Source organism: Sinorhizobium sp. GQ132 (genome assembly GCF_059758575.1).
Genome location: NZ_JCAXDX010000004.1, coordinates 397,337 through 412,662, shown reverse-complemented (window position 1 = coordinate 412,662; position 15,326 = coordinate 397,337). Strand labels below are relative to the sequence as shown.

The following is a 15,326-nucleotide window of genomic DNA, read 5'->3' as shown; positions in this document are numbered from 1 at the left end:
AGCGTCAGGCGATGAGGTCCACTGCGAAATAGCAGAGCGCCGAGATCAACGCTGCCGCCGGCATGGTGATCACCCACGCGACGACGATGTTGCCGGCGAGCCCCCACCGCACCGCCGATACCCGCCTCGCCGCGCCGACGCCGATGATCGCGCCGGTGATCGTGTGGGTGGTCGAAACCGGAATGCCGAGCCAGGTCGCCGCGAACAGCGTGATGGCACCGCCCGTCTCCGCGCAGAAGCCCTGCATCGGGTTGAGCTTGGTGATCTTCGAGCCCATCGTGTGGACGATCCTCCAGCCGCCGAAGAGCGTGCCGAGCGCGATCGCCGCCTGGCATGTGATGACCACCCAGAAGGGCACGTAGAATTCCGAGCCGAGATAGCCCTGCGAGAAGAGAAGCACGGCAATGATGCCCATGGTCTTCTGCGCATCGTTGCCGCCATGGCCGAGCGAATAGAGGGAAGCCGAAACGAATTGCAGCACCCGGAAGGTGCTGTCGACGGCGAAGGGCGTCTGGCGGACGAAGACCCAGGAGACGATCAGGATCAACAGCAGTGCCAGAACGAAGCCGATGCCCGGCGACATGACGATGGCGCCGGCCGTCTTCAGGAGTCCTTGCCAGACGATCGAGCTGAAACCGGTCTTGGCCAGCCCGGCACCGACGAGGCCGCCGATGAGCGCGTGCGAGGAACTCGACGGGATGCCGAAGACCCAGGTGACGATGTTCCAGGTGATTGCGCCCATCAGCGCCGCGAAGATCACCTGCGGCGTGACGATACCCGGATCGATGATGCCCGTTCCAAGCGTTTCGGCGACGTGCAGTCCGAAGAAGAGGAAGGCTATGAAGTTGAAGAACGCCGCCCAGAAAACAGCATATTGCGGCCGGAGCACGCGAGTCGAAACGATGGTCGCGATCGAATTGGCCGCATCGTGCAAGCCGTTGAGGAAGTCGAAGAAAAGCGCGACGGCAATGAGCCCCACGAGCAGCGGGAAGGCGAGCGTCGCATCCATCAGACGTTCTCGATCACGATGCCGCTGATTTCGTTTGCCACGTCCTCGAAGCGGTCGACGACCCTTTCCAGTTCGCCGTAGATCTCGCTGCCGATGATATAGGCCATGGGGTTGGAAGCGCCGTGGCGCTGGAAGAGATCCTTCAGGCCCTGCTCGTGGAGCTGGTCGGATCTATCCTCGACATGCGTCACTTCCTCGGCGATGGCGCCGAGGCGATGGGCATTGGCGCCGATGCGACTGAGGAGCGGGATGGCCTCGGCGACCAGATGGGCGGCCTCGACGACCGCCGCGCCCATGGCCTGCATGCCGGGGTCGAAGCTCTTCTGTTCGTAGAGCCGGATCGTTTTCACCGTCTTGTGCATCATGTCGATCGCATCGTCCATCGACTGGATGAGATCCTTGATGTCGCCGCGGTCGAAGGGGGTGATGAAGCTGCGGCGGACCGCCAGCAGAACCTCGCGGGTGATCTCGTCGGCCTCGTTCTCGAGCGCGACGATGCGGTCGCAATGGCTTTCGATGTCAGGACCGCCGGCAAGCAGCGCGTTCAGCGCCTCCGCCGCACCCATGACGGCGCGCGAATGGTCGGCGAAGAGGTCGAAGAAACGGTCTTCCCGGGGGAGGAGCTTGCGAAACAGGCCGAGCATCAGGGATCCATCCAACTGTCGATTGTCACGCAGTTGTCATATTGTACTTGCGCGTTCGGGGAAAGTTCCGGTGCGGCCGAAAAAAAGGGCTTTCCCACAGGCGATTGGGCGGAAATGCGCAGCCCGGATACGGAATCGCCGCGGGCCGGGGAGAGGCAGACGAAACGCCCTTTCCGCCTTGCCTTGGCCCGGCTTTCATCCTACCTGACAGCAACGTCGAATGCGGACCCGCAATGCCCCACAAGGTCTTTCTCACACGCCTGAAACTGAGCGACTTTCGCAACTATGCAACGCTGGCGCTCGACCTCGACCAGCGCCATGTGGTGCTGACCGGCGAGAACGGCGCGGGTAAAACCAATCTGATGGAGGCGGTCTCCCTTCTTTCGCCCGGGCGCGGCTTGAGGCGCGCTGCCTATGCGGATATCGCCCGCGTCGGCGCCGCCGATGGTTTCTCGATCTTCGCCGCCGTCGACGGCATGGAAGGTTCGGTGGAGATCGGCACCGGTACTCAAGGGACCGAGGAGGGGCAATCACGGCGCCTCAGACTCAACGGCACTGTGGCCCGCACGGTCGACGAACTCACCGATCACCTCCGGGTGCTCTGGCTCACGCCGGCGATGGATGGCCTCTTCACCGGCCCTTCCGCCGACCGCAGGCGCTTTCTCGACCGGCTGGTACTGTCGCTCGATCCCGGGCACGGCCGGCGCGCCAGCGAGTTCGAGCGCGCCATGCGCAGCCGCAACCGGTTACTCTCGGAATTCCGGCCCGATCCCGCATGGCTGTCGGCCATCGAGCGCGAAATGGCCGGGCTCGGCATCTCCATGGCGCTCGCCCGTCAGGAGATGCTCGGCCTGCTCTCGGCCCTCGTCGAGCGAAGCCGGATCGATGGGACCTTTCCGTCCGCAAGCCTGTCGCTCGCCGGCTTTCTCGATGACTGTGCAGGTATTCCCGCCTTTGAACTCGAAGAGCGCTATCTGGCAATGCTCGCCGAAGGCCGTGCCCGCGATGCGGCCGCCGGCCGCACGCTCGACGGGCCGCACCGCACCGATCTCCTGATCCGCCACCAGGAAAAGGACATGGAGGCAGAGCGTTGTTCGACCGGCGAGCAGAAGGCGCTGCTCGTCGGTCTGGTTCTCGCGCATGCACGGCTCGTCGGGGACATGACCGGCCACGCCCCGGTGTTGCTGCTCGACGAAATCGCCGCCCATCTCGACCGGGGACGCCGTGCCGCCCTCTTCGATCTGGTCGATGGGCTGGGCGGCCAGGCCTTCATGACGGGCACCGACCGGGCGATGTTCGACGCCCTTGGCGAGCGGGCTCAATATCTGGCCGTTGCAAACGGCCGCGTTTCCGGGTGACATAGAGCGCCGTCCGCGAAAATTAAATGGAGACGCTAATGACGACCGATGCGACGCTCGCTCCTTCGGAGATCGCGCGCTACGCACGCCACATCGTGCTGCCGGAGATCGGCGGCCCGGGGCAGCAGAAACTCAAGGCCGCGCGCGTGCTCGTCATCGGCGCGGGCGGGCTCGGCGCGCCGGCTCTGCAATATCTCGCGGCCGCCGGTGTCGGCACGCTCGGGGTCGTCGACGATGACGTGGTCTCGTTGTCGAACCTGCAGCGTCAGGTGATCCACGCCACCGCCGATATCGGGCGGCCGAAGGTCGAGAGCGCCGCCGCGGCGATCGACGCCCTCAATCCGCATGTGAAGGTCGTGGCGCACGCGCTCAGGCTGGACCCCGAAAATGCAGATGCGCTCATGCGCCAATACGATCTCGTCGTCGACGGGTCGGATAATTTCGATACGCGTTATCTCGCCGCCGATACGGCCGCGGCGGCAGGCGTGGCGCTCGTCACCGGTGCCGTCGGACGCTTCGACGGCTCGGTCACCGTGCTGAAGCCCTACGAGACCGATGCCGAGGGGCACCCGAACCCCTCCTACCGCGATCTCTTCCCGGAGCCGCCACCGCCGGGAACCGTGCCGAGCTGCGCCGAAGCCGGCGTCCTGGGCGCGCTCACCGGCGTCATCGGCACGCTGCAGGCGATGGAAGCGATCAAGCTCGTCACCGGCATCGGCGAGCCGCTGGTCGGCCGTCTGCTGCTCTACGATGCGCTCGCCGCCCGGTTCGACACGATCCGCTATCGGCGCGGCACGCGTTGAGGACGCCATGGAGACGGTTCGCATCGGCGCCAGCTTCGATCGTTACGAGGAGTTGCTGTCGCTGATCCGTGCGTCCTTCGCCTATATGGACGGCCGCATCGATCCGCCCTCCTCGGCCCATGCGCTGACTGCGGCGTCCCTTAACCGGAAAGCAAGGGACGAGATCGCCTTCGTGGCCGTCGCCGGGCGTGAGCTCCTGGGCTGCATCTTCTGCAAGCCGGAAGCGGACTGTCTCTATATCGGCAAACTCGCCGTCGCTCCCGGCTTCCAGGGAAAGGGAGTAGGACGGATGCTCATCGCCGCCGCCGAGGAAACGGCGCGTGGTCTGGGCCTGCCTGCGCTGAGGCTTCAGACACGCATCGAGCTCACCGGGAACCAGGCCGCTTTTGCGGCTTTGGGCTTCGTGGAGACGGCGCGAACCGCCCATCCAGGCTTCACCCGCCCGACCTCGGTCGATATGCGCAAAGTGCTCAGCTAGATCACCATGCTTTTGGGTCGGGTCGACCTAGAAACACCACCGTGATCGGTTCCACGAAGTTGAGACGCGGGATGCGGGCGGAAACCGCACACGTTTGTCCTCATCCCGCTCTTATCCTTATCCCGCTCCAGGGCCGAGGTGTGGGGAGGTATCGCCGCGCGCCGGCATCCGCCGGAAGCCCGCAAAGAGAGACTGGAGCGCTTCGCTCCCCTGGGCCACGAGGTCGAAGCGACGGCCGAACAGCAGCCATTCGGTACAAAGCCCCATCATCATCCAGCGCAGGGTCCGTGCCGCGGTCGGCGGCGCCCAGTGCTCCTGCAACTGGCCCCTTTCCAATGCCCGGGCGAAGGCAAGCTCCAGAAGGGCATCGTGGCGCTCCTCGATCTCGCGCTGGCGCACGAGAACGGCGGACATGTCATTGTCGTAGTCGCAGCGCAGCATGATCGCGAGAATGCGCTGCCGCTGCTCGTCCGCGGCCAGGGTCGTCAACCAGTCGCTGGTCGCGCTCTCGACGATGGCGAGCGTGTCGAAGGCTTCCGTTTCGATCTCGCGTGCGATCATGTCTTCGTGAGGCAGCGGCACGGCCTCGTAAAGGGCGAGGAAGAGATCCGTCTTGTTGGCGAAATGCCAGTAGATGGCGCCGCGGGTGACGCCTGCCTCCTTCGCCACTTCCTCGAGCGTCGTATTGGGAACGCCCTTCTTGTAGAACATCCGCTCGGCGGCACACAGGATCTTCTGTCTTGTGGCCTCGGCGTCGGCCTTGGTTCGGCGCATCTATTCAAATTCTCCTTCGGCGACGGCCCGCCCGCCGCCCTAGGCGGGCGGGCCGTCTTCGATATTATTCGGCCGGGCTGGCGGTTTCGGATGCTGGCTTGGCCGCCTCCGGCGTCGCTCTTCCGCGTTCGAAGATCTTCATCACGAACACGAAGAAGACCGGGACGAAGAAGATCGCCAGCACCGTCGCCGAGATCATGCCGCCCATGACCCCCGTGCCGATGGCGCGCTGGCTGCCGGAACTTGCGCCCGTCGCGATCGCCAGCGGCAGGACGCCGAGGGTGAAGGCGAGCGAGGTCATCAGGATCGGCCGGAAGCGCAGATGCGCAGCCTCCAGTGTCGAGTCGATGAGCGACTTGCCCTGTTCGCGGAGTTCCTTGGCGAACTCGATGATCAGGATCGCGTTCTTCGCCGAAAGCCCGATGATCGCGATCAGGCCGACCTTGAAGTAGACGTCGTTCGGCATGTCCCGCATCGTCACGGCAAGCACGGCGCCGATGACGCCGAGCGGCACGACCATGATGACCGAGACCGGAATGGACCAGCTCTCATAGAGCGCGGCCAGGCACAGGAAGACGAGCAGGCAGGAGAGCGCAATCAGGAGCGGCGCCTGCGAGCCCGACTGGATTTCCTGCAGCGACTGCCCCGTCCATTCATAGCCGAAGCCCGCCGGAAGCTGGGCCACCAGGCGCTCCATCTCGGCGATCGCATCGCCGGAAGAGTAGCCGGGCGCGGCCTCGCCGCTGATGCGGACCGCCGGATAACCGTTGTAGCCCACCGTTTGCGTCGCCGCCTTGACCCATTCCACGTCCGCAAAGGCCGAAAGCGGAACCATGCCGCCATTGGAGTTGCGGACGTTCAGGTTCAGGAGATCCGCCGTCTGCATGCGCTTCGTTTCGTCCGCCTGCACCGTCACGCGCTGCATGCGGCCGGCATTCGGGAAGTCGTTGACATAGGACGAGCCGAGATTGGTCGAGATGGTCGAGTTGATGTCGGCAAAGGTCACGCCGAAGGTATTGGCCTTCTCGCGGTCGATATTGACGCTGACCTGCGCCGCATCGGGCATGCCCTCGAAGCGGACCCCCGTCAGGACCTTGCTCTGGGAGGCGAGGCCGAGCAGCTGATCGCGCGCTTGCGCCAGCGCCTCTTGACCGAGACCCGCACGGTCCTGCAGGCGGAAAGAAAACCCGCCGGTCGTCCCGAGCCCCTGGATCGCCGGAGGCGACAGAGCGAAGCTGATCGCATCCTTGATCTGACTCATGGCCATCGTGGCGCGGCCGGCGATCGACTGGGCGGAGTTGTCAGCATCGCGCTCGCTCCAGTCCTTGAGCGTCACGAATGCGAGCCCCGCATTCTGCCCGCTGCCGAAAAACGAGAAGCCGTTGATCGCCACGATCGTGTCGACCGCCTTTTCCTGGCCGAAGATGGTCTCGGTCTGCTCGATCACCTCCGTGGTGCGGTTTGCAGTCGCTTCCGAAGGCAGTTGCATCATGACGATGACGAAGCCCTGGTCCTCGTCCGGCAGAAAGGACGAAGGAAGCTGGAGAAAGGCCCAGCCGAGGCCGGCAAGCAGCGCGAGATAGATGACCATGAAGCGGCCGGTCCGCCGGACGATGCCCCCGACGGCGCGCGTGTAGCCGTGCGACGTCCGGTCGAAACCGCGATTGAACCAGCCGAAGAAGCCGCGCTTGGCGTGATGGTGACCCTTCGGAACCTGCTTGAGGAAGCTTGCGCAAAGCGCCGGCGTCAGCGAGAGCGCAAGCAGCGCCGAGAACAGGATCGAGACGACCATGGTAAGACTGAACTGGCGGTAGATCACGCCGACGGCGCCCGGGAAGAATGCCATCGGGATGAACACCGAAGCCAGCACCAGGGTGATGCCGATCACCGCACCAGTGATCTGCTTCATCGCCTTGCGGGTTGCATCCTTCGGAGTGAGCCCTTCTTCCGACATGATACGCTCGACGTTCTCGACCACAATGATCGCATCGTCGACGAGAATACCGATCGCCAGCACCATGCCGAACATCGTCAGCACGTTGATCGAGAAGCCCATCGCCAGCATGACGGCGCAGGTGCCGAGCAGGGCGACCGGCACGACGATGGTGGGAATTATCGTATAGCGGACGTTCTGCAGGAAGAGGAACATTACCAGGAAGACGAGGCCGACGGCCTCGACGAGGGTGTGCAGCACCTTCTCAATCGACACCGCGACGAAGGGCGAGGTGTCATAGGGGACCGAATATTCGAGCCCTTGCGGGAAGAACTCCGCGAGCTCGTCCATGCGCGCCTTGATCGCTGCCGAGGTCGACATCGCGTTGCCGCTCGGAGAGAGCTGCACGGCGATGGCCGCCGAGGGGCTGCCGTTGAGGCGGGTGGAGAAGGTGTAGCTTTCGCCGCCGATCTCGAGGCGCGCGACGTCGCGCAGCCGCACGGCGGAGCCGTCGGCATTCGCCCTCAGCACGATGGCACCGAATTCCTCCGGGGTCGAAAGCTGACCCTTGATGACGACCGGAGCGGTGACCTGCTGCGTGATCGGATTCGGCTGGGCGCCGATCGAGCCCGAGGCGATCTGGGCGTTTTGAGCCTGGATCGCTGCCGTGACGTCGGCTGCCGTCAGGTTGAGGCCGAGCATCTTGTCGGGATCAAGCCAGACGCGCATCGAGCGCTCGGTCGCAAAGAGCTGGGCGCGTCCGACGCCGGGCACGCGCTGGATCTCGCTGAGCACGTTGCGGCTGAGATAGTCGCCAAGCCCGATCGCGTCCATCGAACCGTCGGTCGACGTGAGCGAGATGATCAGCAGGAAGCCGGCGCCGGCCTCGTCCACCTGCACGCCTTGCTGCCTGACGGGATCGGGCAGGCGCGGTTCGACGCGCTGCACCCGGTTCTGAATGTCGACCGAGGCCTGGCTTGGATCGGTGCCCGGCTGGAAGGTGGCGTCGATCGAGACCGAGCCGGAGGAGCTGGTCGACGATTCGAAGTAAAGCAGCCCCTCGACGCCGTTCAGCTCGTCCTCGATCAGCCGCGTGACGCTCTGATAGGTGTCCTGCGAGGAGGCGCCGGGATAGTTGGTATTGATCGATATCTGCGGCGGTGCGACATCCGGATACTGCGAAACCGGCAGGAGCGGGATAGCGATGATGCCGGCGATCATGATGAAGATCGCCACCACCCAGGCAAAGATCGGCCTGTCTATGAAAAAACTGGGCATGATTTCGGTCTCACTTCACTTCGGTGCCGGGCTTTTCGCCGGCATCTGCCGAAGCGCTGGCCTGTTCGGGCGCGGGCTTTGCGTTCGGGTTCCAGTCGGAAGGCTGCACGGGCGCGCCCGGGCCGACTTTCTGGAAACCCTCGACTATGACCTTTTCGCCGGGTTTCAGGCCGGAGGTCACCTGCCAGCGCTCGCCGACGGTGCGTCCGAGCGTGACGTTGCGGAATTCAACCTTGTTGTCGGCATTCACGACATAGACCTGCGACTGCCCGGCATTGTTGCGCTGCACGGCCTGTTGCGGGACGGTGATCGCGTCCTTTTCCAAACCCTGCTGGATCTGGACGCGGACATACATGCCCGGCAGCAGATCGTTGTTCGGGTTGGGGAATTCGCCGCGCAGCGTCACCTGGCCCGTCGTCGCGTCGACGGCGGCTTCGGAGAAGAGCAGCCTGCCCTTGAGGGCGTAGGGCGTCCCGTCGTCGAGGATCAGCTGAACTTCGGCCTCGTTGTTGGCGCTCATCCACTGGCCGTCCTTGAGCGCCTTGCGCAGGCGGATCAGATCCGTCGCCGACTGGGTGAAATCGGCATAGATCGGGTCGAGCTGCTGGATCATTGCAAGGTTCTGGGTGTCGTTGGTGTTGACGAGCGCGCCTTCGGTGATCAGCGCCCGGCCGATCCGGCCGCTGATCGGAGCCGTGACGTTCGTATATTGCAGATTGAGCTTGGCCTCGGCGAGCCCTGCCTCGGCGATGCCGACATCGGCCTCGGCCTGGGCGAGGGCCGCGATCGCATCGTCGTACTGCTGCACGGCGGTGACCTGCGCCTCCTTCAGTCGCGACTGGCGGTCGGCCGTCCGCTTGGCCTGATCGACCACCGCCTGAGCGCGCTTCAGCGTCGCCGCGGCGCTGTCCACCTTGACCTGGAACGGTGCCGGGTCGATGCGGTAGAGCACGTCGCCTTCCTTGACCATGGTGCCCTGCTCGAACACGCGCTCGACGACGATGCCGGAGATGCGCGGGCGGACCTCGGCGATGCGGGTGGCGGTGATGCGGCCGGGCAGTTCGTTGGTGATCGGCAGCGGTTCCGCCTTCGTCGTGAAGACGGCGACCGGCGACGGCGGAGGGGCGGCAGCCGCTGCCTGCTGTTCTTCATTCTTCTGGCAGCCCGCGAGAAAAATCACGGATGCCAGCGCGGCGGCCAATATCGGTCGGTTCATGCGCATCGCAATGTCCATATTGTCAAAGGACCGGCCGCAGTCGCGGCGTTTCGCAAGCGCTGCGCGGTCCAAAAGTGAGGTGAAGCGGAGCCGGTATCGGCGTGGAAAATACCGGAAAGCTAATATACAGACGCCAATGTATGTTAATTTCTGCCGCAGTGCAACAGAGTTTCGACGCGCCGGTCGGGGAGGCAGAAAAGGACGAGTCGCAACGGTTTCGGCGTTGCGGCTCGCGGTGATCACGCAGGCGTGATTCGGGCCGAAGCTGTTTCAGGGGGCAAATCGGCCCCTCATCCCGCTGCCGTGACCTTCTCCCCGCCAGCGGGGAGAAGGAAAACAGGGGGACCGTCTGCGCCACGATGCCATGCCCCGCGGGCGGGGAGCGGGCAATCACACCGGCGCTTCGTCTCTTACTGACCCGACTTGATCACGCGCCCGTCCGCATCGAAGCGGTGCATGCTGCCGATTACCGGCGTCGCGTGGACGATGTCGTCGGCGGCGTAGCGGTGTTCGCCGAAGAGGCGCACCGTCAGCAGGCCGACCGTCTCCGATTCGATATAGATGATCGTGTCGGCGCCAAGATGCTCGACATGGATCACCTTGCCCTTCCAGTCCCCGCTTTCACGGGAGAGGCCGATATGCTCCGGACGGATACCGATCGTCTTTGCCTCTCCGTCGCCGAGCTTTGCGGCTTCGATGAAATTCATCTGCGGCGAGCCGATGAAGCCGGCGACGAAAAGGTTGGCCGGGCGATTGTAGAGCTCCATCGGCGAGCCGACCTGCTCGATCCGGCCGGCATTCAGCACGACGATCTTGTCGGCAAGCGTCATCGCCTCGACCTGATCGTGGGTCACGTAGATCATCGTCGCCTTGAGGCTGCGGTGAAGGCGGGCGATCTCGAGCCGCGTGTTGACGCGCAGCGCCGCGTCGAGGTTCGACAGCGGCTCGTCGAAAAGGAAGAGCTTCGGCTCGCGCACGATCGCGCGGCCGATCGCCACGCGCTGACGCTGGCCTCCGGAAAGCTCGGCCGGACGGCGGGCGAGATAGGGTTCGAGCGACAGCATGCCGGCCGCCTTGGCGACCTTTTCTTCGATCTCCGCCTTCGGCACACCCGCCTGCTTCAGCCCGAGGCCCATATTGTCCTTGACGGTCAGGTGCGGATAGAGCGCGTAGGACTGAAACACCATGGCGATGCCGCGCTTGGCCGGCGCCACATGGCCGACCTCGACGCCGTCGATCTGAACGCTGCCCGAGGTCGCGTCCTCGAGGCCGGCGATAGTGCGCAGAAGCGTCGACTTTCCGCAGCCGGACGGACCGACGAAGATGACGAACTCGCCGTCCTTCACGTCCAGGTCGATGCCCTTCAGCACCTCATGACTGCCGAAGGCCTTGCGGATGGTTTTGAGTTGAAGTGATCCCACGTGTCGCCCTCTTGGGTTAAAGCTCGACCGGCTTGCCGGTGCGCACACTCTCGTCGGCGGCGAGGCAGATCTTCAGCGACTGCACCGCATCGTCCATGTGCCGGCCGAGATCGATGTCTTCTCGTATGGCCTTGAGCACGAAGGCCTGCTCGCGCTCGCAAAGCTCCTGGTGGCCGGGCTCGCCCTCCATCACCAGGTCCTCGTCGGATTTCAGGAACCGGCCGTCCGGTCCCGTCGCGGCGCTGTGCACGCGGATGACGGAGGTTTTCGTGTGCACGTCGATGTCGTCCGATTTGGCGTTCTGATCCATAACGATCGACACGGAGCCGTTCGGAGACATCACATCCTTCACGAAAAAGGCCGTCTCGGAGATCATCGGGCCCCAACCCGCCTCGTACCAGCCCACAGAGCCGTCCTCGAAGATCACCTGCAGATGCCCGTAATTGTACATATCCGCGGCGATCTCGTTCGAGAGCCTCAAGCCCATGCCGCGCACCTCGACGGGCCTGGCATCGGTGATCTGGCACATGACGTCGACATAGTGGACGCCGCAATCGACGATCGGCGGTGTCGTCTGCATCAGCGACTTGTGCGTCATCCAGGTCGGGCCGCTCGACTGCTGGTTAAGGTTCATGCGGAAGACAAAGGGCCCTCCGAGCTTGCGGGCTTCCGCGATCAGCCGCATCCAGGACGGGTGGTGGCGCAGGATATAGCCGACGACCAGCTTGCGGCCGTTGGCCCGCGCGCAGGCGACGACGCGCTCGGCGTCGGCGACCGTCGTTGCCAGCGGCTTCTCCACGAAGACGTGGGCTCCCGCCTCCATCGCCATCACCGCATAATCCGCATGCGTGTCGGAATAGGTGTTGATCGAGCAGAGCTCCGGCTTCAGCGCGGCCAGCGCCTCCGGGAACGACGGCAGGATCTCGTATCCTGCCAGAGCCTCGGGCAACGCCACCTTCGATCGGTTGACCAGCCCGGCGATTTCGAAGCCGGGGTTCTGATGATAGGCGAGCGCGTGGCTGCGGCCCATATTGCCGAGCCCGGCGCTGAGCACGCGGATCGGGGGTGCGGATGAATTCACTTGACTGCTCCTGCCGTGATGCCGCGGATCAGCTGCCGCGAGAAGATGACGTAAAGGACGAGGACCGGGAAGATCGCCAGCGACAGAGCCGAGAGGACCGCGTTCCAGTTGGTGACGAACTGGCCGATGAAGATCTGCGAGCCGAGGGTGACGGTCTTGGTCGCCTCGGCGGGCGCGAGGATCAGGGGGAACCAGAGATCGTTCCAGATGGGGATCATGGTGAAGACGGCGACCGTCGCCATGGCCGGGCGGATGAGCGGCAGCACCAGCCGCAGGAAGATCGCATATTCCGACAGGCCGTCGATGCGTCCGGCATTCTTCAGGTCGTCGGATACGGTGCGCATGAACTCGGACAGAATGAATACCGCCAACGGCAGGCCTTGCGCCGTATAGACGAGGATCAGCGCGGTCAGCGTATTGACGAGACCAGTCGCCACCATGCCCTGCAGGATCGCCACCGTTCCGAGCCGGATCGGGATCATGATGCCAAGCGCCAGATAGAGTCCCATCAGCGTATTGCCGCGGAAGCGGTATTCGGAAAGCGCGAAGGCGGCCATGGCGCCGAACAGCAGGACGAGCGTGATCGAGACCACGGTGACGATGATGCTGTTCTGGAAATAGCCGATGAAGTCACCCTGCTTCAGCACCGTTTCGTAGCCGATCAGGCTGAAGGTCTCGGGTGTCGGGATCGCCAGAGGCTCCCGGAAGATCGCGTTGCGGCTCTTGAACGAGTTTACGATCGTCAGGAACACCGGAAAGAGTGCAACGAGCGTATAGGCGATCAGGGCCGCGTGAACGGCGCCCATGCGCACGAAGGAGGCGCGTGCTTTCGACATCTTCTATCCTCCTTAGAACTGATAGCGGCGCATGCGGCGCTGTATGCCGAAGAGATAGAGCGCGACGCCGGCGAGAATGATCAGGAACATGATCGCGGCGATCGTCGCGCCCATCGAACGGTCGCCGAGCTGAAGCTGGAAACCGAAGAAGGTGCGATAGAGCAGGGTGCCCAGGATGTCGGTCGACTTGTCCGGGCCGGCCAGCGCGCCCTGCACCGTATAGATCAGGTCGAAGGCGTTGAAATTGCCGACGAAGGTGAGGATCGACACGATGCCGATGGCAGGCAGGATCAGCGGAAGCTTGATCTTCCAGAACTGGCTCCAGCCGGTGACGCCGTCGAGCTCCGCCGCCTCGGTCACCTCGTCTGGAATGTTGAGGAGCGCCGCATAGATCAGCATCATCGGGATGCCGATATATTGCCAGACGGAAATGAGCGAAACCGCGATAAGCGCGGTGTCGGGCTTGCCGAGCCAGGGCCCGAACAGCGATCGCAGGCCGACCGTGTCGAGAAGATAGGGGGCGACGCCCCAGATCGGCGACAGGATCAGCTTCCAGATGAAACCGACGATGACGAAGGAGAGCAGCGTCGGCAGAAAGATCGCCGTGCGGTAGAAGGCGCCGAAGCGCAGCTTCGGGACGGACAGCATGGCGGCGAGCGCGATGCCGATCGGGTTCTGCACGGCCATGTGGATCAGGAAAAAGACGAAATTGTTCTTGAGCGCGTTCCAGAAATCCGCCGCCCAGCGCGGGTCGCCGAACAGAACCTTGAAATTGCCCAGGCCCACGAAGGTCAACTGGCCGTCAACCGTGTTGTAGAAGGACTGGCGCAGCGTCTCGAAGAGCGGAAGGATCATCACCGCCGTGTAGACGACGAGCGCCGGCAGCAGAAAGACGAGGATGTGCCAGCGCCGCGGGCGCCTGATCTCGGTGACGTCGGTCGTGATTTCACGTGGGTTCATCGGCCTCTGGCCCGTTCTCAAACCGGCTGGCCATAAGGGCGCAGCCTCGATTTCTTTCGAAATGCGGCGCGGCTTCCTGCCTTGCACCGTGCTTCCGTCAGGCGTCCCGGGGTCGCGGAGAGCCGGCAAGCCGCTTCGATCCGCTCGTTACAGGCGCGGCGCCTTAGCGCCGGTGCCCGAGCAATCCATGACGCCGCCCCGCATGCGATACGTTTGCACATGTCGGGGAGGGTGCGCAGACGGCGTCCACGCACCCCGTTTCGGTCTTACTTTACCGGCTTGAACCAGCTGTCGAGGCCGTCCTGGAGCTTCTTGGCCGCCGCCTCCGGCGTGTCCGTGCCGTTGATGACATTGGCCGACATGACCCAGGTTTCGTTCTCGAGGTTAGGGGTTCCGCGCGACAGGATCTGATAGGTCGAGCGGATGGTCGGCTTGCATTTCTCCCGCCAGGAGACGAATTCCTGAGCGAGCGGATCGGACATCTTCACCGCCGTCGAATTCAGGCTGAAGAAGCCGGGCAGGGCGTTCGCATAGATATCCGCGAACTCCGGCGAGGCGACCCAGGTGAGGAAGGTCTTGGCGGCATCCGCATTCTTGCTCTTGGCATTGAGTCCGATGCCGATGTCGTTGTGGTCGGAGATGTAGCAGGTATCGCCCGCCTTCTTCACCGGGGGCGGAAAGGCACCCATCTTGAATTCGGCCTGTGTGTTGAAGCCGGAGATTTCCCAGGAGCCGGCCGGGTAGATCGCCGCCCGGCCGAGCGTGAAGAGGTTCTGGCTGTCCGGATAGGTCTGCGCCTCGAAGCCGTCGCCGAGGTAATCCTTCCACTTCGCCAGCACGCGGAAAGGCTCGACCCACGGCTCGTCGGTCAGTTTCTGCTCGCCTTTCAGCAGAGCCAGACGGCCTTCCTCGCCCTTCCAGTAGTTCGGGCCGATGTTCTGGTAGCCCATCGTGGCGGCTTCCCAGAGGTCCTTGGTGCCCATCGCCATCGGGATGTAGTTGCCGTCCGCCTTGATCTTTTCGAGGACCGCGAAGAACTCCTCCTCGGTCGTCGGAACGGAAAGGCCGAGCTGGTCGAAGGCATCCTTGTTGTAGATGAAGCCGTGAATGACGGAAGCCATCGGCACGCAGAAGGTCGCCTTGCCGTCGTCGGTCGTCCACGCGGATTTGGCGACGTCGGAGAAATTCTCCATGCCGGGAAGACCGGTCAGGTCGGCAAGATGCTTCTTGTTGTAGAGTTCGAGCGAGGCGTCGAAGGGACGGCAGGTGATGAGGTCACCCGCGGAGCCGGCGTCGAGCTTGGCGTTGAGGGCGGCGTTGTATTCGGTGGGGGCCGAGGGCGCGAATACCACCTTGATGCCCGGGTTCTTCGCCTCGAAGGCGGGGATCAGCTTTTCCTGCCAGATCGCCAGGTCGTCATTGCGCCAGCTTTCGATCGTCAGCGTTGCATCCTGGGCTTGTGCAAGCCCGGTCGAGCCGAGAATGCTCGATGCGAGCAGCAAGCCTTTCATTGTTGTGCGGGTCATGCAGTTTCT

Annotated in this window: 13 protein-coding genes; 3 read left to right on the top strand and 10 right to left on the bottom strand. The window is 64.0% G+C overall.

Annotated features, from left to right (window positions below):
- Positions 1-4 precede the first annotated feature (4 nt).
- A complete protein-coding gene (locus AC6CIG_RS13660) occupies positions 5-1,009 on the bottom strand; it encodes an inorganic phosphate transporter (RefSeq protein WP_018093815.1) in 1,005 nt (334 codons plus the stop codon).
- Positions 1,009-1,653: a DUF47 domain-containing protein gene (locus AC6CIG_RS13655; RefSeq protein ID WP_437411857.1), complete on the bottom strand. Its 645-nt coding sequence runs from the start codon at positions 1,651-1,653 to the stop codon at positions 1,009-1,011. The genes AC6CIG_RS13660 and AC6CIG_RS13655 overlap by 1 nt, the downstream gene beginning before the upstream one ends.
- Before the next feature lie 233 nt (positions 1,654-1,886).
- Between AC6CIG_RS13655 and recF the strand changes: the two genes are divergently transcribed.
- The 3 genes from recF to AC6CIG_RS13640 are packed head-to-tail and all read left to right on the top strand — an operon-like array spanning position 1,887 to position 4,292.
- Positions 1,887-3,011, top strand: a complete 1,125-nt coding sequence (gene recF, locus AC6CIG_RS13650; RefSeq protein ID WP_437408034.1) for a DNA replication/repair protein RecF — start codon at positions 1,887-1,889, stop codon at positions 3,009-3,011.
- A 26-nt stretch (positions 3,012-3,037) separates the two neighbouring features.
- The gene (locus AC6CIG_RS13645) at positions 3,038-3,814 is read left to right on the top strand and encodes a molybdopterin-synthase adenylyltransferase MoeB (protein WP_437408033.1); all 777 of its coding nucleotides are present in this window, start codon (positions 3,038-3,040) and stop codon (positions 3,812-3,814) included.
- Positions 3,815-3,821: 7 nt separating this feature from the next.
- Positions 3,822-4,292 carry a GNAT family N-acetyltransferase gene (locus tag AC6CIG_RS13640; RefSeq protein WP_437411855.1) on the top strand — a complete coding sequence of 157 codons (471 nt, stop codon included), beginning with the start codon at positions 3,822-3,824 and terminating at the stop codon, positions 4,290-4,292.
- 117 nt (positions 4,293-4,409) lie between these two features.
- Here AC6CIG_RS13640 and AC6CIG_RS13635 read toward each other — a convergent pair whose 3' ends face one another.
- The 8 genes from AC6CIG_RS13635 to AC6CIG_RS13600 form a co-directional block, all read right to left on the bottom strand.
- On the bottom strand, positions 4,410-5,066 hold the full coding sequence (locus AC6CIG_RS13635; protein WP_437408031.1) for a TetR family transcriptional regulator: 657 nt from the start codon (positions 5,064-5,066) through the stop codon (positions 4,410-4,412).
- A 64-nt stretch (positions 5,067-5,130) separates the two neighbouring features.
- Complete coding sequence (locus tag AC6CIG_RS13630; RefSeq protein ID WP_437408030.1) at positions 5,131-8,277, bottom strand: efflux RND transporter permease subunit; 3,147 nt, start codon at positions 8,275-8,277, stop codon at positions 5,131-5,133.
- 10 nt (positions 8,278-8,287) lie between these two features.
- Positions 8,288-9,499 carry an efflux RND transporter periplasmic adaptor subunit gene (locus tag AC6CIG_RS13625; RefSeq protein WP_494297771.1) on the bottom strand — a complete coding sequence of 404 codons (1,212 nt, stop codon included), beginning with the start codon at positions 9,497-9,499 and terminating at the stop codon, positions 8,288-8,290.
- A gap of 404 nt (positions 9,500-9,903) precedes the next feature.
- A complete protein-coding gene (locus tag AC6CIG_RS13620; protein ID WP_018093823.1) occupies positions 9,904-10,914 on the bottom strand; it encodes an ABC transporter ATP-binding protein in 1,011 nt (336 codons plus the stop codon).
- A gap of 16 nt (positions 10,915-10,930) precedes the next feature.
- A complete protein-coding gene (locus AC6CIG_RS13615; RefSeq protein ID WP_437408029.1) occupies positions 10,931-11,995 on the bottom strand; it encodes a Gfo/Idh/MocA family protein in 1,065 nt (354 codons plus the stop codon).
- Positions 11,992-12,831 carry a carbohydrate ABC transporter permease gene (locus tag AC6CIG_RS13610; protein ID WP_018093825.1) on the bottom strand — a complete coding sequence of 280 codons (840 nt, stop codon included), beginning with the start codon at positions 12,829-12,831 and terminating at the stop codon, positions 11,992-11,994. Before AC6CIG_RS13610 ends, AC6CIG_RS13615 begins: the two co-directional genes overlap by 4 nt.
- A 12-nt stretch (positions 12,832-12,843) precedes the next feature.
- Positions 12,844-13,791, bottom strand: coding sequence for a carbohydrate ABC transporter permease (locus AC6CIG_RS13605; RefSeq protein ID WP_018093826.1), 948 nt, complete (start codon positions 13,789-13,791; stop codon positions 12,844-12,846).
- 266 nt (positions 13,792-14,057) lie between these two features.
- Positions 14,058-15,317: an ABC transporter substrate-binding protein gene (locus tag AC6CIG_RS13600; protein ID WP_018093827.1), complete on the bottom strand. Its 1,260-nt coding sequence runs from the start codon at positions 15,315-15,317 to the stop codon at positions 14,058-14,060.
- Between the last annotated feature and the right edge of the window lie 9 nt (positions 15,318-15,326).